The sequence below is a fragment of the Salinarimonas sp. genome (assembly GCF_040111675.1).
In the GTDB taxonomy this organism is placed as follows: Bacteria; Pseudomonadota; Alphaproteobacteria; order Rhizobiales; family Beijerinckiaceae; genus Salinarimonas.
Genome location: NZ_CP157794.1, coordinates 4106879 through 4126649, shown reverse-complemented (window position 1 = coordinate 4126649; position 19771 = coordinate 4106879). Strand labels below are relative to the sequence as shown.

Genomic DNA, 19771 nt, shown 5'->3' with positions numbered 1-19771 from the left:
TCCACCTAGAAGCTAATGCCTTGCATCACCGTTCACGCCCCCCGGCGAAAGCGTGCCATCAGCCGCCGCGTCTGCGCCTGCAGCTTCCGGCCGTCGCGGCGCGCGCGGGGCTTGCCGCGCACGAGGCGGATCGCGAGCGCGAGCGCGGTCCAGGCGGCCATGACCGCGAGCGTGTAGCCGACGAGGCCGGGCCAGAGCGCCAGCGCCACGGCGACGGCGGCGAACAGGGCGGCGAGCGTCGCCGCAGCCTTCGTCTCGAGCCGCGAGAGCGGCGCGCGCTGGCCGATCGCCGCTACGAGCACGCGCCCGAGCGAGGCCGCGCCCTCGCGCCAGCGTCCGCGGAAGAAGCGGCGCGCCAGCAGCGGCGCGGGGGCGCCTCCGCGCACCGGCCGCGGCAGCGGCGGCGCGCCGTCGGGGCCCGCCGGCACGATCTCGGTCGCGCCGGCGAGATCCTCGAGGAACATCGCCTCCATGGCCGCGCCGAAGCCCGGATCGTCGACGACGAGGTCGAGCTCCCAATTGCCGAACCAGCTCGACGGGTTGAGGTTGGTGGAGCCCACCCGCGCGAGCCGCCCGTCGAACACCGCGGACTTGGCGTGCAGCATCGGCCCGGCCCATTCGTGCACCCGCACGCCGGCCTCGAGCAGCTCGCGATATTGCCAGCGCACGAAGGACGGGAGCGTCGGCACGTCGTTGGCGCCGGGCACGAGCAGGCGCACGTCGACCCCGGCGCGGGCGGCGTCGATCAACGCCTCGCGATAGGCGCGGGTGGGGAGGAAGTAGGAATCGGTGATCCAGGCGCGGCGTCGGACATGCGCGAGCGCGAGGAGGTCGAGCCGGTAGAGCCGCCGGTCGCCGGGGCGGCCGCGGGCGAGGCGCACGCGCGCTTCGCCCGGTGCGGCGACGATCGGCGCGGGGTCGGAGGGCGGCGGCAGCGGGTCCGAGGGCGGCGGCGGCGCCTCGCCCGCGGCGTCGGCCCAGGTCTCCTCGAAAGCGGCTTCCAGCGCGGCGACCGCCTCCGCGCCGGCGAAGCCGACGCCCGTGTCGCGCCAGGGCGCGACGCCGCGCCGGCCGGTCCAATGGTCCGACACGCACAGGCCGGAGAGATAGCCCTCGCGCCCGTCCACCGCGAGGAGCTTTCGGTGGTCGCGCACGAACCAGTGCGGGCGGCTCGGCCGGAGCGGCCCGTAGACCCGCACCGCCACCCCCGCCTCGCGCAGCGCCCGCCAATAGCCGCGCGAGCCGCGCGCCGCCGAGCCGAGCCAGTCGTAGAGGAAGCGCACCCGCACGCCCGCCTTCGCCCGCTCGATCAGCGCCTCGGCGAACATGCGCCCGGTCTCGTCGTCGGCGACGATGAAGTTCTCGAAGTCGATCCGCTCGCGCGCGCCCCTGATGGCGGCGAGCCAGGCGGGATAGTTCTCGGTGCCGTCGCGCAGGAGCCGCAGGTCGCAGGCCGGCCGCCCGGGATCGGCGAGGACGCGCGTCAGCGCCGCCGCGAGCGCGTCGCGGGGGACGTCTCGGCCGGCGTCCTCCTCCGATGCGCGCGCGGCGCGGGCGGTCTCGTGCATGGCGGGGGGCTCCTTCGCCGGGGACAACGCGGCGGGAGCGGATATGGGTCGCGGGCGGCTGCGCTTGGTCGCAGGGGAGTGGGCGACCCTCACCCGCCCGTCGGGTGCTGCTCCGTCTCCCCCTTCGCCAGGATCCCCATCAGCGTCTCCAGCCGGTCGGCCTCCGCCGTGGGCTTGTCCCAGCGGATGCGCGCCACGCGCGGAAAGCGCATGGCGACGCCGGACTTGTGGCGGGTGGAGCGCTGGAGGCCCTCGAAGGCGATCTCGAGGACGAGCCCCTTCTCGGCGGTGTGCACCACCTCGCGCACCGGACCGAAACGGTTGATCGTGTTGTTGCGCACGAAACGGTCGAGCTGGGCCAGCTCCTCGTCGGTGAAGCCGAAATAGGCCTTGCCGACGGGCACCAGCTCCTCCCCGCCCTCCGCGCCGGGGCGCCAGACGCCGAACGTGTAGTCCGAGTAGAAGGACGAGCGCTTCCCGTGCCCGCGCTGGGCGTACATCATCACCGCGTCGACCGTGTAGGGCTCGCGCTTCCACTTGAACCAGAGGCCCTTGGGCCGGCCGGGCACGTAGGGGCTCTCGGCCCGCTTGACCATGACGCCCTCGACCGCCTCCGCGTCCGCCCCCGCGCCGTGGGAGGCCGGGTCGGCGCGGGCGGCGGCGAGCGCGTCCCAGTCCGCGAAGGGCACCAGGGGAGAGAGGTCGAGCCGCTCGGGCGCGCGTGCGGCGACGAACGCCTCCAGCCGCGCGCGCCGCTCGGCGAAGGGAAGGGGCCGCAGGTCCTCGCCGTTCTCCGCCAGGAGGTCGTAGGCGCGCAGGTGGGCGGGGTACTTGCCCATCAGCGCGTTGGAGACGCTCTTGCGGTTGAGCCGCTGCTGGAGGACGTTGAAGCTCTGCACGCGCCCGTCGATGAGCACCAGCAGCTCCCCGTCGATCGCCACCTCCATGCCGGCGAGCGCCGCGACGAGATCGGGGAAGGCGCCGGAGACGTCCTCGCCGGTGCGGGAATAGAGCCGCGTCACGCCCTCGAAAGAGACCGCCTGGACGCGGATGCCGTCCCATTTCCACTCGGCCGTGAAGGCGTCCGCCTCGAGCTTGGCGAAGTCCTCGAGCTCGATGGGGTGCGCCAGCATCGGCGGGCGGAAGGGGGCGGGATCGCGCGAGACCGGCTGCGGGCCGCGGCCCTCGACCCAGGCGAACAGCTCCTCGTAGGGCGGGGCGAGACCGTGCCAGACCTCCTCGACGGCGTCGGGCTCCATCTCGCCGAGCGAGGCGAGCGCCGTCTTGGCGAGGCGCGCGGAGACGCCGATGCGCAATGACCCGGTGATGAGCTTCAGCAGCGCCCAGCGCCCGGTCTCGTCGAGGGCGTCGAGGAAGCCGGCGAGCCGGGCGGGCAGGTCGGACTTCGAGGTGGTGGCGAGGGTCTCGACCACCTCGGAGAGGGAGGGGGGCGGCGGGCGGTTGTGGCCCAACGGCGATGAAGCGCGCGACGGACTCCCCTCTCCCTCGTGGAGAGGGGAGGACCGTCGCGGTTCCGGCGCCTCCCTCATCGGCGCGGGCCAGAGCAGCGCCGTCGTCTCGGCGAGGTCGCCGACATAGGAATAGGACATCTCGAACAGGACCGGGTCGCAGCGCTCCTGGATCAGCGCCCGGATCAGGTTCGGCTTCGCCTCGCGGAACGACAACTCCCCGGTGAGCGCGGCGAGCGCGAAGCCGCGCTCGGGGTCGGGGGTCGTGCGCAGATAGTCCGCGATGAGCCGGATCTTGGCGTTGCGGCGGGATTCGTAGACCAGCCGGTCGAGGAGGGCGGCGAAGGAATTCACGGCGTCTCCCCGCTCTCCACCGCAGCCGCCGGCGCGGCGAGGTCGCCCGTAACCTCCCCCGTATCCTCCCCCTCGTCGCCATACCCCAGCATGTGCAGCGGCCGCGCGGAAATCCCCATCGTCCCGCACCAGTGCACCAGCGCGTCCTCCTGCCCGTGGGTGACCCACACCTCCCCGGCCCCGGTCTCGAGGATCGACTGCTTCAGCTCGTCCCAGTCGCAATGGTCGGAGATCACCATCGGCAGCTCCACCCCCTTCTGCCGGGCCCGCGCCCGCACCCGCATCCAGCCCGACGCGAAGCCGGCGACGGGGTCGGGGAACTTGCGGGCCCAGACCTCCTGGATCGCCGGGGGCGGGCAGACGATCACCTCGCCGGCGAGCTTGGCGCGGTCGGCGGCCGCGACCTTCACCACCTCGCCGAGATCGACGCCGAGCTCCGCATAGAGGGCGCAGAGCTTCTCCATGGCGCCGTGGACGTAGATCGGCCGGTCGTAGCCGGCCTCGCGCAGCAGCGCCATCACCCGCTGCGCCTTGCCGAGCGCGTAGGCGCCCACCAGATGCGCGCGCTCGGGGAAGAGCGTGAGCGAGGCGAGGAGCTTGTCCACCTCCGCCCGCGCGTCCGGGTGGCGGAAGACCGGCAGGCCGAAGGTGGCCTCCGTGATGAAGACGTCGCAGGGCACGATCTCGCAGGGCAGGCAGGTCGGGTCGTAGCCGCGCTTGTAGTCGCCCGAGACGACGAGCCGCGTGCCCCCCGCCTCGATGACGATCTGCGCCGAGCCGAGCACGTGGCCGGCGGGGACGAAGCGCACGGCGACGTCCCCCTGCCGGATCGTCTCGCCGAGCCGGGCCGCCTGCCTCGCCCCGGCGAAGTCCTCGCCGTAGCGCGCGGCCATGATGCGCAGCGTCTGCGCGGTGGCGAGCACCGCGCCGTGGCCGGCGCGGGCATGGTCGGAATGGCCGTGCGTGACCAGCGCCCGCGGCACCGGCCGCACCGGGTCGACGTGGAAATCGCCGAGCGGGCAATAGAGGCCCTGCGGCGTGAGGGTGAGGATGTCGGTCGCGCGCATCGCCCCCGATATAGGGTCGATGCGGGACGCCGGCATCTCCCCGCAGAGGAGGGAAAACGGGCTCCACGCGCGGCGCGCGCCCACCCTTCTCCTTCCCTGTAGGGGAAGGTGGCGCCGCGCGGAGCGCGGTGACGGATGGGGCGCGCGGAACGCGCGTTCGGCGAAGCCGAAACGACACAGTGGAGCGTGACGGCCGCCGGGGGCTTCCGCTTCGCGGAACGCGTCGCTCCGCGCCGCGCCCCATCCGTCTCGGCTTCGCCGAGCCAGCTTCCCCTACAGGGAAGGAAAGCATGAGCGCCCGTCCGCCGGGCGCCGAGAAGACGCCAGCCCCTGCGGGGAGGGGCCGGCGGCCCCCTCACTCCGGCGTGCCGTACCCCCCGCCCGTCGGCGTGATCACCGTCACCGCCTCGCCGGCCTCGAGCACCGTCTGGTCGCAGCCGGCGAGCTCCTCCACGCGGCCGTCGAGACGGCGCACGAGGGTCTTCCCGAGCTCGCCCGGCTCGCCGCCGGCGAGCCCGAAGGGCCGCACCTTGCGGTGGGAGGCGAGGATGGCGCAGTCCATCCGCTCGCGGAAGCGGATCGTGCGCGAGGTGCCGTCGCCCGCCGACCACTTGCCCTTGCCGCCGGAGCCCCGGCGGACGTGGAAGTCCTCCAGCACCACGGGAAAGCGCGATTCGAGGATCTCCGGGTCGGTGAGGCGCGAGTTCGTCATGTGCACGTGCACGCCCGGCGCGCCGTTCCAGCCCGGCCCCGCGGGCGAGCCCGAGCAGATCGTCTCGTAGTACTGGTAGCGGTCGTCGCCGAAGGTGAGGTTGTTCATCGTGCCCTGCGAGGCGCCCATCGCGCCGAGCGCCCCGAACAGGCAGTTCGTCACCGCCTGGCTCACCTCGACGTTCCCCGCGACCACCGCCGCCGGGTAGCGCGGCGAGAGCATCGAGCCGTCCGGTATGGCGATGTCGATGGGCCGCAGGCAGCCCGCGTTCATCGGGATCTCGTCGTCGACCATGACGCGGAAGACGTAGAGCACCGCCGCGCGGGTCACCGGCGCCGGCGCGTTGAAATTGTCCGGCTGCTGGGGCGAGGTGCCGGCGAAGTCGACCCGGGCCCGGCGCTTCTCCCGGTCCACCGTGATGGTGACGCGGATGGCGCAGCCCTGGTCCATCGGGTAGTCGAAGGAGCAGTCCTTGAGCCGATCGAGCAGGCGGCGCACGCTCTCGGCGGCGTTGTCCTGGACGTGGCCCATATAGGCGGTGACCACGTCGAGGCCGAAGGACGCGACCATCTTCTTGAGCTCCGCGACGCCCTTCTCGTTCGCCGCGATCTGCGCCTTCAGGTCGTTGACGTTCTGCACGACGTTGCGGACCGGGTACTTGGCGCCCTCCAGCAGCCCGACGAGCTCCGCCTCGCGGAAGCGGCCGCGGTCGACGAGCTTGAAATTGTCGATGTAGACGCCTTCCTCGTCGATATGCGTCGCGAGCGGCGACATCGAGCCCGGCGCGACGCCGCCCACGTCGGCGTGGTGCCCGCGCGAGGCGACCCAGAACAGGATCGTCGTCTCGTCCGCGTCGAAGACCGGCGTGCACACCGTGATGTCGGGCAGGTGCGTGCCGCCGTTGTAGGGCGCATTCAATACGAAGACGTCGCCCGGCGCGATCTCCGGGTTGAGCCGGATCACCGTCTCGACCGACTTGTCCATGGAGCCGAGATGGACCGGCATGTGCGGCGCGTTGGCGACGAGGTTGCCCTCGGCATCGAAGACCGCGCAGGAGAAGTCGAGCCGCTCCTTGATGTTGACCGAATAGGCCGTGTTCTGGAGCGTCACGCCCATCTGCTCGGCGATGGACATGAAGAGGTTGTTGAAGATCTCCAGCATGACGGGATCGGCCTCGGTCCCCACCGCGTGCCGGCTCGGCAGGGCCTTCACCCGGGAGAGCACCAGGTGGTCCTTCTCGGTGAGGCGCGCCTCCCAGCCGTCCTCGACGACGATGGTCTGGTTCGGCTCGATGACGATGGCCGGGCCCGCGATGCGGTGGCCGGGGCGGATGGCGTCGCGGACATAAACCGTCGCGTCGTGCCAGCCCTTCGAGAAGAAGCGCGTCTCCTCGGCCGGCTCGGGCGCGCCCTCGATCGTCTCGACGCCCGCGCTCTCGGCGAACTGGGCGCCGCCGCCCACCGCCTCGATCTCCACCGCCTCGATGACGAGCGCCTTGCCCGCGTCGACGAAGCCGAAGCGGCGCTTGTGCTGGTCCTCGAAGGCGGCGCGCATGGCGTCCGCCGAGGCGGGGGCGACGGACGCGTCGAGCGCCGCGCCGGCGAGCGTCGCCGCGTCGACCGGCAGCGGCGTGTCGGTGCCGGCGTAGCGCACGTGGGCGCGCACCACGACCTCGATGTCCGCGCGCGCGACGCCCTGGTGGACGAGCTCCGCCACCGCCTCGTCGACGAGCGGCTTCGCGCGGGCGCCGAGCGCCGCGGGGGCCTCTTCGTCGAGGGGCGCGTCGACCGCGCTCTGGCGCGTGGCGCGGATGTCGGCGAGGCCCATGCCGTAGGCCGAGAGCAGGCCCGAGAGCGGGTGGATCAGCACCGTCTTCATGCCGAGCGCGTCGGCGACGAGGCAGGCGTGCTGGCCGCCGGCGCCGCCGAAGCAGTTGAGCGCGTAGCGCGTCACGTCGTAGCCGCGCTGGACGGAGATCTTCTTGATCGCCTCGGCCATGTTGGCGACCGCGATCTGCAGGAAGCCGTCGGCGACCTCCTCGGGCGCGCGCCCGTCGCCGATCTCCTGCGCCAGCGTCGCGAAGGCGGCGCGTACCGCCTCGGCGTCGAGGGGCTCGTCCGCGTGCGGGCCGAAGATCTTCGGGAAGTAGGCCGGCAGCAGCTTGCCGACCATGACGTTGGCGTCGGTGACGGCGAGGGGGCCGCCGCGGCGATAGCAGGTCGGGCCGGGATGGGCGCCCGCCGAATCCGGGCCGACGCGGTAGCGCGTGCCGTCCCATTTCAGCATCGAGCCGCCGCCGGCCGCCACCGTGTGGATCAGCATCATCGGCGCGCGCATGCGCACGCCCGCGACCTCGGTCTCGAAGGCGCGCTCGTAGGCGCCGTCGTAATGCGCGACGTCGGTGGACGTGCCGCCCATGTCGAAGCCGATCACCTTCTCGAACCCGGCCGAGCGGCCGGTCTCGGCGAGGCCGACGACGCCGCCGGCGGGCCCGGAGAGGATCGCGTCCTTGCCCTGGAACAGCTCGGCGGCGGTGAGGCCGCCCGACGACATCATGAACATCACCCGCGCGCCGGTGCGCGCGACGTCGAGCTCGTCCGAGACCTGGGCCACGTAGCGCGAGAGGATCGGCGAGAGATAGGCGTCGACGACCGTGGTGTCGCCGCGCCCGACGAGCTTCACCAGCGGCGAGACCTCGTGGGACACCGAGACCTGCGGGAAGCCCAGCTCCCGCGCCATGGCCGCGACACGGCGCTCGTGGTCCGGGTGCTTGTAGGCGTGCATGAACACGATCGCGAGGGCCTTGTAGCCGGCGGCCTTCGCCGCCTCCAGCGCGGCGCGCGCGGCGGCCTCGTCGAGCGGGGTCTCCACCGCCCCATCGGCGAGGACGCGCTCGGCGATCTCGACGACCTCGTCGTAGAGCTCGTCCGGCTTGACGATCTCCTTGGCGAAGATGTCCGGCCGGGCCTGGTAGCCGATGCGCAGCGCGTCGCGGAAGCCCAAGGTCGTGATCAGCAGCGTGCGCTCGCCCTTGCGCTCGAGCAGCGCGTTGGTGGCGACCGTGGTGCCCATGCGCACCTCGCCGACGGCGCCGGTGGGGATCGCTTCGCCCCTGGCGAGGCCGAGAAGGTCGCGGATGCCCTGCACGGCGGCGTCGCGATAGGCGTCCGGGTTCTCCGACAGGAGCTTGCGGGCGTGCAGCCGCCCCTGCGGGTCGCGGCCGATCACGTCCGTGAAGGTCCCGCCGCGGTCGATCCAGAAGTCCCAGCGCGCGCTCATCGTGTCCCTCTCCCAACGGCATCAAGCATGGCGCGCGCCGGCTCCCCTGCGCAAGGCGCGGCCTCGTTGTGCTCATATTCCGGCTCATCGACAAAACGTCAACATTTTTTCTGCGTTCTGTCGTCAGCTTATTGACAAGCTCGCCCACGCATAGCAGGCTTGCACCATGCGCACGACCGAGGGGGTGCGCATGCCGGATCGCGGGTCCGCCGCGATCGGCCGCTCATTCGGGAGAGATCAGATGACCACCGTCGCACGCAGCCTCGCGGGCGCGACCCTCGCGCTCGCCTTCGCCACCGGAAGCTTCGCCGCCGCCGCCGCCCAGGGCTGGGACATGCCCACGCCCTATCCGGACGCGACCTTCCACACGCAGAACATCGCGGAATTCGCGCAGGACGTGCGCGAGGCCACCGGCGGCGCGCTCGACATCACGGTCCATTCCGCCGGCTCGCTGATCAAGCATCCGGAGATCAAGCGCTCGGTGCGCTCGGGCATCGTGCCGATCGGCGAGATGCTGATCTCGCTGCACGCCAACGAGAACCCGATCTACGGCCTCGATTCCGTGCCCTTCCTCGCCACCTCCTACGCCGACGCGAAGGCGCTCTACGACGCCCAGCGCGGCGCGCTCGACGCGGCCCTGGCGGAAGAGGGGCTGACGCTCCTCTTCTCCGTGCCGTGGCCGCCGCAGGGCATCTACGCCTCGGCCGAGCTCGACGACGTCGAGGACCTGCGCGGCCTGCGCTTCCGCACCTACAATCCCGGCACGGCGCGCATCGCCGAGCTCTCCGGCGCGATGCCGGTCCAGGTCGAGGTCGCCGACCTGCCGACCGCCTTCGCCACCGGCCGCGTCGAGGCGACGATCACCTCGCCGTCCACGGGCGTGAACTCGAAGTTCTGGGACTTCGTCACCCATTACCACGACACCCAAGCCTGGCTGCCGCGCAACATGGTGGTGGTGAATTCCCGCGCCTTCCAGGGTCTCGACGCGGAGGTCCGCGCCGCCGTGCTCGAGGCGGCCGCGGCCGCCGAGGCCCGCGGCTGGGAGATGTCGGAGGCCGACACGGTGGCCGCGACGGAGACGCTCGCCGAGAACGGCGTCGCCGTCGTCACGCCCTCCGAGGCGCTCGCCGCCGGCTTCCAGGAGATCGGCGCGCAGATCGCCGACGAGTGGGCCGAGAGCGCCGGCGAGACGGGCGCGGCCGTGCTCGAGGCCTATCGCGCGAACTGACGCGGTGCGTCGGGGGGCGGGCAAGTCGCCCCCCGCCGGCCGCCTTCGCAGCCGAGGGCGGTCGGGGCGCGCCGTCGATGCAGGCTCTCCCCTCGCCCCTGTGGCGAGGGGCCGTGGGTGTGGGTCGTGCAGAACTGTCTCGACGTCGGTGACGGGCGCCACCGGCGAGCCACCCTCGCCGAGGACCGGCCCTGCACCACGACCCACCTCCGTCGGCTGCGCCGACGCCTCCTCCACAAGGGAGGAGAAAATGCGCCGGCCGACGTCGCGTTCTCCCGTCGACCGCCTCGAGACGCCCGACCGCCACAGCCTCTCCGGGGACGAGACCCCGGGACGCGGTATCGACGAACGCCTTCCCACCCGGAGATTCCACGCCATGCGCCGTGCGCTCGACCTTCTCTACGGGGCGGCCCTGTGGCTGTCCGCCGCCTGCATCCTCCTCATCGCGACCCTGGTCGGGCTGCAGGTGGTGGGGCGGATCACCGACGCCGCGCTGCAGCTCGTGGGCCTGCCGCGCGGCGGCTTCGTGATCCTCTCGCTCTCCGAGATCTCCGGCTATCTCTTCGCCGCGGCGAGCTTCCTCGCGCTCGCCGCGACGCTGCGCAGCGGCGCGCATATCCGCGTCACCATGCTCCTCGACAATCTGCCCGCCCGGGCGCGCAGCGTCGTCGAGGCGGCGACGCTCGCCTTCGGCGCCCTCGCGAGCGCCTTCGGCACCTGGTACGTCGGCGCCTACGCGCTCGAGAGCTTGCGCTTCGGCGAGGTCTCGCCGGGCCTCGTGCGGGTGCCGCTCGTCTGGCCGCAGGCGGCCATGGCCGCGGGCGCGGCGCTGCTCACCATCGCCTTCCTCGACGAGCTCGTCACGACGCTTCGGACGGGGCGGCCGAGCTTCCGCGCGGCGGAGGACGCCATCGCCCACGGACGGGAGGGCTGAGCCATGGACCAGACCACCCTCATGCTCCTCCTCGTCGGGCTCCTCTTCGTGGTGCTCGGGCTCGGCGTCTGGATCGCCGTCGCGCTGGCGCTGCTGGGCTTCGTCGCCATCGTCGCCTCGCTGTCGCTGCCCCCCGGCGCGATCCTCGCGACCGCGATGTGGCAGCAGCTCAATTCCTGGGACCTCACCGCCCTGCCGATGTTCATCCTGATGGGCGACATCCTGTTCCGCACGCGCCTGTCCGAGGACATGTTCGAGGGCCTCACGCCCTGGCTCGCGCGCCTGCCGGGGCGGCTCCTCCACGTCAACGTGGTCGGCTGCACCATCTTCGCGGCGGTCTCCGGCTCCTCCGCCGCGACCTGCGCGACGATCGGGCGGATCTCGCTCGGCGAATTGAAGAAACGCGGCTATTCCGACCCGATGGCCATCGGCACCCTCGCGGGGTCGGGCACGATCGGCCTGATGATCCCGCCCTCGATCATCCTCATCGTCTACGCCACCGCCACCGAGCAGTCGGTGGCGCGGCTGTTCATCGCCGGCGTGATCCCCGGGCTGATGCTGACCGCGCTCTTCATGGGCTACGTCATGCTCTGGGCCTATCTCAACCGCGCGAAGATGCCGCCGCCCGAGCCCGCCATGCCGCTGCGCCAGCGGCTCGCCAAGCTGCGCCGGCTCGCGCCGGTCGTCCTGCTCATCGTCGGCGTCATCGGCTCGATCTATGCGGGCTTCGCCTCGGCGACGGAAGCCGCGGCGGTGGGCGTGTTCCTGGCGCTGGCGATCTCCTGGCGGGCGGGCTCGCTGAGCCTCGAGACCTTCCGCACGGCGTTGCTCTCGGCGACGAAGACCTCGTGCATGATCGCCTTCATCCTCGCCGGCGCCGCTTTCCTCACGACGGCGATGGGCTTCACCGGCATCCCCCGCGCGCTGGCGGAGTGGATCGGCGATTTCGGCCTCTCGCAGGCGATGCTGCTGCTGGCCCTGACGCTGTTCTTCATCGTCATGGGCTGCTTCCTCGACGGGATCTCCCTCGTCGTGCTGACGACGTCGATCATCATCCCGCTGGTCACGGCGGCGGGGATCGACCTGATCTGGTTCGGGATCTTCATCGTGCTCGTCGTCGAGATGGCGCAGATCACCCCGCCGGTGGGCTTCAATCTCTATGTGCTGCAATCGCTCACCGGGCGGAACATCTTCACGCTCGGCCTGTACACCGCGCCCTTCTTCCTGATTATGTGCGTCGCGGCCCTGCTTCTGGCGCTCTTCCCGGAGATCGCGCTGTGGCTGCCGCGGACCATGCTGGAGTAGAACGCGGAGCGATCATGACGCGACCGACCGACGACGATACGGCCCCGGCGGACGAGGCGGTCGCGGAGCCGCCCCGCAGAGGCGTGGGGCCGATCGTGTCCTCGGCCCATCTGGCGGAGGGCGGCATGCCCTCCCTGTCGGAATTCGAGTTCGGCCTCATCCTGGCGAGCCACGCCTTCCATCGCTGGATGATCCGCTGCATCGCGGCGGCGGGCGTGCCGGATCTCTCGCCCCTCGACGTCCTGATCCTGCATACGGTCAATCATCGCGGCCGCCCGAAGCGGCTCGCCGACATCTGCCTCGTGCTCTCGGTCGAGGAGACGCACCTCGTCTCCTACGGCGTGAAGAAGCTCGAGGCCGCGGGCCTCGTGGCCTCGGGCAAGGCCGGCAAGGAGAAGACCATCCTCATCACCGAGAAGGGCCGCGCCGTGTGCCTGCGCTATCGCGAGATCCGCGAGGCGCTGCTGCTCCAGCCCGTCGGCGCGACGGGCGTCGACAAGGAGCGGCTCTCCGAGCTCGCCGCCATGCTGCGGGCGCTCTCGGGCCACTACGACCAGGCCGCCCGCGCCGCCGCGAGCCTGTGAGCGGGCTCAGCGCAGCAGGCCGTCGAGCGCCGGCGCGGAGCCCACGGCCGCGAGCGCGATCAGGCCGTAGCAGATGCGCCGGAACACGGTCTCGCTGGCGAGCCCGAACAGGCGCGCGCCGAGAAACAGGCCCGCGGCGTAGAACGGCCCGATCACCACGGCCCGCGCCACGACCGACGCGGTCAGAAGCCCGCCGAGCACGTAGGCGACCGCCGTCCCCAGCGCGGCGAGCACGATGAAGACGACGAGGTTCGCCCGCACCGTCTTCGCCGGGGCCTCCGAGCCGAGCCAGTAGGCGATGGCCGGCGGCCCGCCGACCTGCGCCGCGCCGGAGAGGACGCCGGAGACCGCGCCGACGCCGAGCGTCAGCGGCGGCTTCGGCCGGCCGCGATAGCGGAAGCCCGAGACGAGGAGCGCCAGCAGCGCCAGGATCAGCGCGACCAGCAGCCAGCGCATCAGGAGCGGATCGACGGCGGTCAGCGCCGCCGCGCCGAGCGGCACGCCCGCATAGGCGCCGAGCGTCATCCACCCGACCGCCCGCCGGTCGCAGGCCCGCCAGGCGGCGGGGACGTAGGGCGCGATCAGCACCGTGTCGATCAGGAGCAGGATCGGCGCCGCCGCCTGCGGCCCGAGCGTCGCGGCGGCCAGCGGCATGAAGATCAGCCCGGCGCCGAAGCCGGAGAAGCCGCGGGCGAGGCCGGCGACGAGCGCCGCGCCGGCCGCGAACCACAGGGCGAAGCCGAGCTCGACATCGACGAGGGCGTTGACAGCGGCCTCGATCACGGGCGACTCCTTCGTTCGCGCGACGTTCCCGCGCCGGCAGCGAATCGGACCCCGTGAGCACGACCCCCATCCGCATCCTCGGCATCGACCCCGGCCTGCGCAAGACGGGCTGGGGCCTGATCGCCGCGCACGGGACGAAGCTGTCCTACATCGCCTCGGGCCTCGTCCAGTCCGACGGCGACCTCGACCTCGCGCTGCGCCTGAGGCAGCTGCACGACGGGCTGACCGAGGTGGTGCGCGCGTGGGCGCCGGACGAGGTCTCCGTGGAGGAGACCTTCGTCAACAAGGACGCGCAGGCGACGCTCAAGCTCGGCCACGCCCGCGCCATGGCGCTGCTGGTCCCGGCGTTGGCGGGCCTGCCGGTGGCGGAATACGGGGCGAACCAGGTGAAGAAGACGGTGGTGGGCGTCGGCCACGCCGAGAAGGCGCAGGTCACCGCCATGGTGCGCGTGCTCCTGCCCAAGGCCGACCCGAAGAGCGCCGACGCCGCGGACGCGCTCGCCATCGCCATCGCGCATGCGCATCATCGCGGCGCGCGGTCGTTGAAGGCCGCGCTTCTGGCGGGGGCGTGAGGCGCGATGATCGGCAAGCTCAAGGGCGTGGTGGACTCGTACGGCGAGGACTTCGTCATCCTCGACGTGCACGGGGTGGGCTACGTCGCCCATTGCTCGGCGCGCACGCTCCAGCGCCTCCCGCCGGTCGGCGAGGCGGCGGTCCTGTCCATCGAGACCGTGGTGCGTGAGGACATGATCCGCCTCTACGGCTTCCGCTCGGACCCGGAGCGGGAATGGTTCAGGCTGCTGCAGATGGTGCAGGGCGTCGGCGCGCGGGTCGCGCTCGCGATCCTCTCCGTGCTCGAGCCGGCGGAGCTCGCCACCGCCATCGCGTCCGGAGACAAGGCCGCCGTCGCCCGCGCGCCGGGGGTGGGGCCGAAGCTCGCCCAGCGGATCATCGCCGAGATGAAGGACAAGGCCCCCGCCTTCGCGCCGATCGACCCGGTGATGGCCGGCCTCTCCGGCGGGGTCGAGGCCCGCGGCGAGCCGGGCCCGGCCCAGGACGCGGTCTCGGCGCTGGTCAATCTCGGCTACGGCCAGTCCCAGGCCGCCGCCGCCGTCGCCGCCGCCCTGAAGAGCGCCGGCGAGGAGCCGACGACGGCGCAGCTGATCCGGCTCGGCCTCAAGGAGCTCGCCCGCTGAGGCGGCGGCGCGCGCGCCGCATTGCGCCGGCCGCGGGAAGCGACTAGCTAGCGCTCATGACGACGCGCGCACGAGTTCCCGGCCTGGCGCGGACGGCGATCGCCGTCCTGGCGCTCTACGGGCTCGTGCTCGGCGGGCTCCTCTCCGGCGTCGCCGGGGCGCTGGCGCTCTCCGCGCCCGCGAACGCCACCGTCTGGTGCGCGATCGACGGCGAGATGCCGGCGCACGCGCCGGGCGATCCGTGCTGGCACGCCTGCCGCGTCCATGCCGGCCCGACCGGGCCCGCGCTGCCGCCCGGTCCCGCCGCGTCGCTCCCCGCGCGCGACGCCGCCCCCGTCGCCCGCGCCTTCGTGCTCGCCGAGGCGCCCCGCGCCGCGCCGGCGCGCGTCTCCCTCGGCGCCCGCGCGCCGCCCGTCTCCCGATCGCTCGCCTGAACCGCTCTTCCCGGACACCGATCGCGCATCGGAGACACACATCATGCATCTTCTGTTTCGCACGCCCGCCCTCCGCACGCCCTTTCTCGGCGCGGCCGCTCTCGCCCTCGCCCTCGCGGCGGGCCCCGTTCTCTCCCCGGCCGCGGCGGAGACCTTCCGCGCCGGCGACATCGTCGTCGAGACGCCCTGGTCGCGGGCCACGCCCGGCGGCGCCAAGGTCGCCGGCGGCTACGTCACCCTCCGCAACGAGGGCGACACGGCCGACCGGCTGATCGGCGGCTCGTCCGAGATCGCCGAGCGCTTCGAGGTCCATTCCATGGAGATGGTCGACGGCGTCGCCAAGATGGCGCCGGTCGAGGGCGGGCTCGAGATCCCGCCGGGCGAGACGGTCGCGCTCGCCCCCGGCGGCTACCACGTCATGTTCATGGGGCTCCAGCGCCCGCTCGCCGAGGGCGAGAGCTTCGAGGGCACGCTCGTCTTCGAGCGCGCCGGCGAGGTTCCGGTGACCTTCGCGGTCGGGCGGATGGGCTCGCGCGAGGCGCCCCACGGGCACTGACCGGAAACGCGATCGCGCGCGCGGATCAGCCGACCACCACGATCCGCGTGCGCGGCCCGATTCGCGCAAGGAGCTTCGCCAGCGCGCGCTTCTCCAGCGCGATGCAGCCCTCGGTGGGCTGGACCCCCGTCCGGGCGACGTGCAGGAAGATGGCGCTGCCGCGGCCCTTCAGGATCGGCCGGCGGTTGGCGGAGAGGTCGACGACGAGATCGTAGAGCCCGTCCTCGCGCATCATCCGCTCCGCGCTCGCCGGATAGGGCAGGGCGACCGGCCGATTGTAGTTGCGGTCGCGCGCGGCGTCGCACCAGCCGTCGGACGGGCGAATCGCCCGCAGCGGCAGGGTCGTGCGCGGCCGCGGGCCGGCATCCGCCCGGAAGAACGCCTGGAGCGGCGCGAAGCGCCCCGCCGGCGTCGCGCCGTCGCCCTCGCGCTTGTCGCGCGTCACGCCCGAGCGGCCGAGCGCGCAGGGCAGGACGAGCCCGCCCGCGGCGAGCCAGCCGCGGGCGGGATCGCCGGGCCGTCGCCTCACCACGAGGCGCGAGAGCGTAGAATCGGTCGTCACGGCCCCGTCGCTTCCGAATTGCCTGGGGGAAAGGTCCCGGAGAGACCCGTGGCGACTTGTTGTCAAGAAGCGGGCGAATAGTCTAGAGCCTTGCACGACAAGGCTCCTTGGTCGAGGAACGCTCCCATGTCGAACGCCAACCGGCTGCTCGTGGTCGACGACGACCAGGATCTGCGCGATACGCTCGCCGAGCAGCTCGCGCTCTACGACGAGTTCGTCGTCTCCACCGCCGAGACGGCCGGCGAGGCGATGAAGGCCGTCCAGGCGGACCGCATCGATCTCGTCATCATGGATGTCGGCCTGCCCGACATGGACGGCCGCGAGGCGGTGAAGCTGATGCGCAAGCACGGCTTCCGCTCGCCCGTCATCATGCTCACCGGCCAGGGCTCGGACGCCGACACCGTGCTCGGCCTCGAGGCGGGCGCCAACGACTACGTGGTCAAGCCCTTCAAGTTCGCGGTACTGCTGGCGCGCATCCGCGCGCAGCTGCGGCAATACGCGGCCTCCGAGGACGCGATCTTCCAGATCGGGCCCTATTCCTTCCGCCCCGGCGCCAAGCTGCTCGTCTCCGAGAAGGGCTCGAAGCTCAAGCTCACCGAGAAGGAGACGGCGATCCTGCGCTTCCTCTTCCGCGCCGGCCAGAAGGTGGTCTCCCGCGACACGCTGCTCGCCGAGGTGTGGGGCTACAATTCGAACGTGACCACCCACACCCTCGAGACGCACATCTACCGCCTGCGCCAGAAGATCGAGCCGAACCCGTCCGCGGCGCGCTTCCTCGTCACCGAGGGCGGCGGCTACAAGCTCCTGCCCTGATCCCGCTCACGCCCGAGGCGCGATGTCCCTCGACGACGATATCGCGCTGCTCTCGCGCGCCCCCTTGATCGGCCTGATCGATCGCGACGGCCTGCGCCTGCTCGCCTTCGCCGCCGACAAGCGCCGGCTGCGCCAGGGCGAGGCCCTGTTCCGCAAGGGGGATCGGGCGGATTGCGGCTTCGTGGTCGCCGAGGGCGAGATCGGGCTCGACGTCGAGGGCGGCAAGCCGGTGACGGTGGCGCGCGCCGGCGACCTGATCGGCGCGGCCGCCCTCTTCGCCGAGATCCGCCGCCCGGCGAGCGCCACCGCCCGCGAGCCGTCCAGCGTCGTCCGCCTCACCCAGCCGCTGATGCGCCGCGTGCTGGAGGAATATCCCCAGGCCGCCGCCGGCATGCACGCCATCCTCGCCGCGGAGCTCGAGAGCCTGACGCGGGACCTGATGCGGGTGGGCGCCCGCTTCGGGTGAGGACCGGCCGCGCCGCCCGCCCCGCGGCGGATCGGGCGATCTCCGCCGGCTCGGAACGCCGGCCCCCGGGCGGTCGTTCTTCGGGCGAGACACCCGAGACGACGCGGAAGGGGACGTCATGGCGGATCACGAGGAGGACGGCGGCCTGCGCCTGCAGGTGGCGAACGCGCGCATGGAGGACGCCGGGCGCGGCATCGCCCGCATCAGCCGCGAGGCGCTCCAGGAGATCGGCGTGCGCGAGGGCGAGCCGGTCGAGATCGTCGGCCGCCGGCACACCGCCGCCGTGGCGATGCCGCCCTATCCGGAGGACGAGGGTCTGCGGCTCGTGCGTCTCGACGGGCTCCAGCGCGGAAACGCCGGGGCGGGCTCGGGGGACTACGTCGAGCTCAAGCCGGCGCAGGTGCGCGCGGCCCAGCGCATCGTCCTCGCCCCCGCGCAGAAGAACCTGCGCCTGCAGGGCTCGGGCGAGGCCCTGCGTCGCACCTTCCTGCGCCGCCCCTTCATCGCCGGCGACGTGATCTCGACCTCGGTCCATTCGCGCATGTCGCCGCACGACGGGCGCCTGCCCGAGGAGATGCGCGGGCTGTTCAACCTGCCCGCCTACGGCCTCCAGGAGATCCGGCTCGTCGTCGTCTCCACCGTCCCGCGCGGCATCGTGCAGATGACGCCCGAGACCGAGGTCGAGCTGCGTCCCCAGTTCGAGGAGCCCAAGGAGGCGCGGCGCGCCGACGTCACCTACGACGACATCGGCGGGCTCGGCGACACGACGGAGCAGATCCGCGAGATGGTCGAATTGCCGCTGCGCCATCCCGAGCTGTTCCAGCGCCTGGGCATCGATCCGCCCAAGGGCGTGCTGCTGCACGGCCCCCCCGGCACCGGCAAGACCCTGCTCGCCCGCGCCGTCGCCAACGAGGCGGAGGCGGCCTTCTTCCACATCGCCGGCCCGGAGATCATGGGCAAGCATTACGGCGAATCGGAGCAGCGCCTGCGCGAGGTGTTCGAGGAGGCGAAGGCCAACGCGCCCTCCATCGTCTTCATGGACGAGATCGACTCGATCGCGCCCAAGCGCGAGCAGGTCACGGGCGAGGTCGAGCGCCGCATCGTCGCCCAGCTGCTCACCCTGATGGACGGGCTCGAGCCGCGCCAGAACATCATCGTCATCGGCGCGACGAACCGGGTCGATTCCATCGACGAGGCCCTGCGCCGGCCCGGGCGCTTCGACCGCGAGATCGTCATCGGCGTGCCGGACCAGACCGGCCGGCGCGAGGTCCTCGCCATCCACACCCGCGGCATGCCGCTCGACGAGGACGTCGATCTCGACGAGCTCGCGCGCGTCACCTACGGCTTCGTCGGCGCCGACCTCTCGGCGCTCGCCCGCGAGGCGGCGATGGATTCGGTGCGCCGCATCCTGCCCTCGATCAACCTGAAGGAGGGCATTCCGCCCAAGGTCGTCGAGGAGCTCAAGGTCGAGCGCCGCGACTTCGAGAACGCCCTCAAGCGCGTCCAGCCCTCGGCCCTGCGCGAGATCATGATCCAGGTGCCGAACGTCGGCTGGGACGACATCGGCGGCCTCGCCGAGACCCGCGAGCGCATGCAGGAGGGGATCGAATTGCCCCTCAAGAAGCCGGAGGTGTTCCGCAAGTTCGGCATCCGCCCGGCCAAGGGCTTCCTGCTGTTCGGCCCGCCGGGCACCGGCAAGACGCTGCTCGCCAAGGCGGTGGCCCGCGAGGCGGAGGCGAACTTCGTCTCGACCAAGTCCTCCGACCTGCTCTCGAAGTGGTACGGCGAGAGCGAGCAGCAGGTCGCGCGCCTGTTCCAGCGCGCCCGCCAGGTGGCGCCCACCGTGATCTTCATCGACGAGATCGACAGCCTCGCGCCCTCCCGCGGCGGCGGCATGGGCGAGCCCGCCGTCACCGAGCGGGTGGTCAACACGATCCTCTCCGAGATGGACGGGCTCGAGGAGATGCAGGGCGTCGTCGTCATCGGCGCGACCAACCGGCCGAACCTGGTCGACCCGGCGCTGCTGCGCCCGGGCCGCTTCGACGAGCTGATCTACGTCCCCGTGCCCGACGCCGAGGGGCGGCGGCATATCCTCGGCATCCACACCAAGGACATGCCGCTCGCGGACGACGTCGATCTCGACGCCTACGCCGAGCGCCTCGAGCGCTACACGGGCGCCGATCTCGAGGACGTGGTGCGCCGCGCCGGCCTCCTCGCCGTGCGCGAATCGATGGAGAACGACCACGTCGCCGACCGCCATTTCCAGAAGGCGATGACGGAAGCCCGCGCCTCGGTGACGCCGGAGATGGAGCGCGAATACGAGGAGATGCTCGCGACCCTCAAGCAGGAAGGCCCGCGCCGGCAGCCGATCGGGTTCCTGTCCCAGAGGCCGGGCCAGGCCCAGGCGCAGCCCGGGGGGTGAGGCGAGGCCCGCGCCGCTCGAGCAAGAAAGGACGCATCC

The 19771-nt window shown here is 72.4% G+C and carries 17 protein-coding genes; 11 read left to right on the top strand and 6 right to left on the bottom strand.

The features are described from left to right. Window positions 1-32: 32 nt before the first annotated feature. From ABL310_RS19320 to ABL310_RS19305, 4 genes are all read right to left on the bottom strand, one after another. On the bottom strand, window positions 33-1568 hold the full coding sequence (locus ABL310_RS19320) for a phospholipase D-like domain-containing protein (RefSeq protein WP_349368630.1): 1536 nt from the start codon (window positions 1566-1568) through the stop codon (window positions 33-35). Window positions 1569-1657: 89 nt separating this feature from the next. Continuing rightward, window positions 1658-3391: a cisplatin damage response ATP-dependent DNA ligase gene (locus ABL310_RS19315; RefSeq protein WP_349368629.1), complete on the bottom strand. Its 1734-nt coding sequence runs from the start codon at window positions 3389-3391 to the stop codon at window positions 1658-1660. Continuing rightward, window positions 3388-4458 carry a ligase-associated DNA damage response exonuclease gene (locus ABL310_RS19310; RefSeq protein ID WP_349368628.1) on the bottom strand — a complete coding sequence of 357 codons (1071 nt, stop codon included), beginning with the start codon at window positions 4456-4458 and terminating at the stop codon, window positions 3388-3390. Before ABL310_RS19310 ends, ABL310_RS19315 begins: the two co-directional genes overlap by 4 nt. A gap of 355 nt (window positions 4459-4813) precedes the next feature. Further along, window positions 4814-8449, bottom strand: a complete 3636-nt coding sequence (locus ABL310_RS19305; protein ID WP_349368627.1) for a hydantoinase B/oxoprolinase family protein — start codon at window positions 8447-8449, stop codon at window positions 4814-4816. A 241-nt stretch (window positions 8450-8690) separates the two neighbouring features. On the opposite strand from ABL310_RS19305, the gene ABL310_RS19300 reads away from it, so the two are divergent. The 4 genes from ABL310_RS19300 (at window position 8691) to ABL310_RS19285 (ending at window position 12500) form a co-directional block, all read left to right on the top strand. Further along, entirely contained in the window at window positions 8691-9677 is a 987-nt protein-coding gene (locus ABL310_RS19300) for a TRAP transporter substrate-binding protein (protein WP_349368626.1), read from the top strand. Window positions 9678-10053: 376 nt separating this feature from the next. Next, window positions 10054-10611: a TRAP transporter small permease subunit gene (locus ABL310_RS19295; protein ID WP_349368625.1), complete on the top strand. Its 558-nt coding sequence runs from the start codon at window positions 10054-10056 to the stop codon at window positions 10609-10611. Window positions 10612-10614: 3 nt separating this feature from the next. Further along, window positions 10615-11916 (top strand): TRAP transporter large permease subunit, encoded by a 1302-nt coding sequence (locus ABL310_RS19290; protein WP_349368624.1) that lies wholly within the window; start codon window positions 10615-10617, stop codon window positions 11914-11916. Window positions 11917-11930: 14 nt separating this feature from the next. After that, complete coding sequence (locus ABL310_RS19285; protein WP_349368623.1) at window positions 11931-12500, top strand: winged helix DNA-binding protein; 570 nt, start codon at window positions 11931-11933, stop codon at window positions 12498-12500. A gap of 6 nt (window positions 12501-12506) precedes the next feature. Here ABL310_RS19285 and ABL310_RS19280 read toward each other — a convergent pair whose 3' ends face one another. Beyond that, window positions 12507-13283: a sulfite exporter TauE/SafE family protein gene (locus tag ABL310_RS19280; RefSeq protein WP_349368622.1), complete on the bottom strand. Its 777-nt coding sequence runs from the start codon at window positions 13281-13283 to the stop codon at window positions 12507-12509. Window positions 13284-13336: 53 nt separating this feature from the next. Between ABL310_RS19280 and ruvC the strand changes: the two genes are divergently transcribed. Genes ruvC through ABL310_RS19260 form a run of 4 tightly spaced genes read left to right on the top strand, consistent with a single transcriptional unit; the run spans window position 13337 to window position 15469 of the window. Next, complete coding sequence (gene ruvC, locus ABL310_RS19275; protein WP_349368621.1) at window positions 13337-13855, top strand: crossover junction endodeoxyribonuclease RuvC; 519 nt, start codon at window positions 13337-13339, stop codon at window positions 13853-13855. A gap of 6 nt (window positions 13856-13861) precedes the next feature. Beyond that, complete coding sequence (gene ruvA / locus ABL310_RS19270; RefSeq protein ID WP_349368620.1) at window positions 13862-14479, top strand: Holliday junction branch migration protein RuvA; 618 nt, start codon at window positions 13862-13864, stop codon at window positions 14477-14479. A 56-nt stretch (window positions 14480-14535) separates the two neighbouring features. Then, window positions 14536-14913 carry a hypothetical protein gene (locus tag ABL310_RS19265; protein WP_349368619.1) on the top strand — a complete coding sequence of 126 codons (378 nt, stop codon included), beginning with the start codon at window positions 14536-14538 and terminating at the stop codon, window positions 14911-14913. A 43-nt stretch (window positions 14914-14956) separates the two neighbouring features. Then, entirely contained in the window at window positions 14957-15469 is a 513-nt protein-coding gene (locus ABL310_RS19260; RefSeq protein WP_349368618.1) for a copper chaperone PCu(A)C, read from the top strand. Window positions 15470-15494: 25 nt separating this feature from the next. Here ABL310_RS19260 and ABL310_RS19255 read toward each other — a convergent pair whose 3' ends face one another. Then, complete coding sequence (locus ABL310_RS19255) at window positions 15495-16031, bottom strand: L,D-transpeptidase family protein (protein ID WP_349368617.1); 537 nt, start codon at window positions 16029-16031, stop codon at window positions 15495-15497. Between the two features lie 126 nt (window positions 16032-16157). Between ABL310_RS19255 and ABL310_RS19250 the strand changes: the two genes are divergently transcribed. The 3 genes from ABL310_RS19250 to ABL310_RS19240 all read left to right on the top strand — a co-directional run bounded on the left by ABL310_RS19250 (window position 16158) and on the right by ABL310_RS19240 (window position 19732). After that, window positions 16158-16844 (top strand): response regulator transcription factor, encoded by a 687-nt coding sequence (locus ABL310_RS19250; protein ID WP_349368616.1) that lies wholly within the window; start codon window positions 16158-16160, stop codon window positions 16842-16844. 22 nt (window positions 16845-16866) lie between these two features. After that, the gene (locus ABL310_RS19245) at window positions 16867-17310 is read left to right on the top strand and encodes a Crp/Fnr family transcriptional regulator (protein WP_349368615.1); all 444 of its coding nucleotides are present in this window, start codon (window positions 16867-16869) and stop codon (window positions 17308-17310) included. 118 nt (window positions 17311-17428) lie between these two features. Then, window positions 17429-19732: a CDC48 family AAA ATPase gene (locus ABL310_RS19240; protein WP_349368614.1), complete on the top strand. Its 2304-nt coding sequence runs from the start codon at window positions 17429-17431 to the stop codon at window positions 19730-19732. The last annotated feature ends 39 nt before the right edge of the window (window positions 19733-19771 follow it).

Coding starts and splice junctions, on each gene's coding strand:
- ABL310_RS19260 (WP_349368618.1), top strand. CDS start 14,957: ATGCATCTTCTGTTTCGCACGCCCGCCCTCCGCACGCCCTTTCTCGGC.
- ruvA (WP_349368620.1), top strand. CDS start 13,862: ATGATCGGCAAGCTCAAGGGCGTGGTGGACTCGTACGGCGAGGACTTC.
- ABL310_RS19310 (WP_349368628.1), bottom strand. CDS start 4,458: ATGCGCGCGACCGACATCCTCACCCTCACGCCGCAGGGCCTCTATTGC.
- ABL310_RS19240 (WP_349368614.1), top strand. CDS start 17,429: ATGGCGGATCACGAGGAGGACGGCGGCCTGCGCCTGCAGGTGGCGAAC.
- ABL310_RS19290 (WP_349368624.1), top strand. CDS start 10,615: ATGGACCAGACCACCCTCATGCTCCTCCTCGTCGGGCTCCTCTTCGTG.
- ABL310_RS19265 (WP_349368619.1), top strand. CDS start 14,536: ATGACGACGCGCGCACGAGTTCCCGGCCTGGCGCGGACGGCGATCGCC.
- ABL310_RS19305 (WP_349368627.1), bottom strand. CDS start 8,449: ATGAGCGCGCGCTGGGACTTCTGGATCGACCGCGGCGGGACCTTCACG.
- ABL310_RS19250 (WP_349368616.1), top strand. CDS start 16,158: ATGTCGAACGCCAACCGGCTGCTCGTGGTCGACGACGACCAGGATCTG.
- ABL310_RS19245 (WP_349368615.1), top strand. CDS start 16,867: ATGTCCCTCGACGACGATATCGCGCTGCTCTCGCGCGCCCCCTTGATC.
- ABL310_RS19300 (WP_349368626.1), top strand. CDS start 8,691: ATGACCACCGTCGCACGCAGCCTCGCGGGCGCGACCCTCGCGCTCGCC.
- ABL310_RS19295 (WP_349368625.1), top strand. CDS start 10,054: ATGCGCCGTGCGCTCGACCTTCTCTACGGGGCGGCCCTGTGGCTGTCC.
- ABL310_RS19285 (WP_349368623.1), top strand. CDS start 11,931: ATGACGCGACCGACCGACGACGATACGGCCCCGGCGGACGAGGCGGTC.
- ABL310_RS19320 (WP_349368630.1), bottom strand. CDS start 1,568: ATGCACGAGACCGCCCGCGCCGCGCGCGCATCGGAGGAGGACGCCGGC.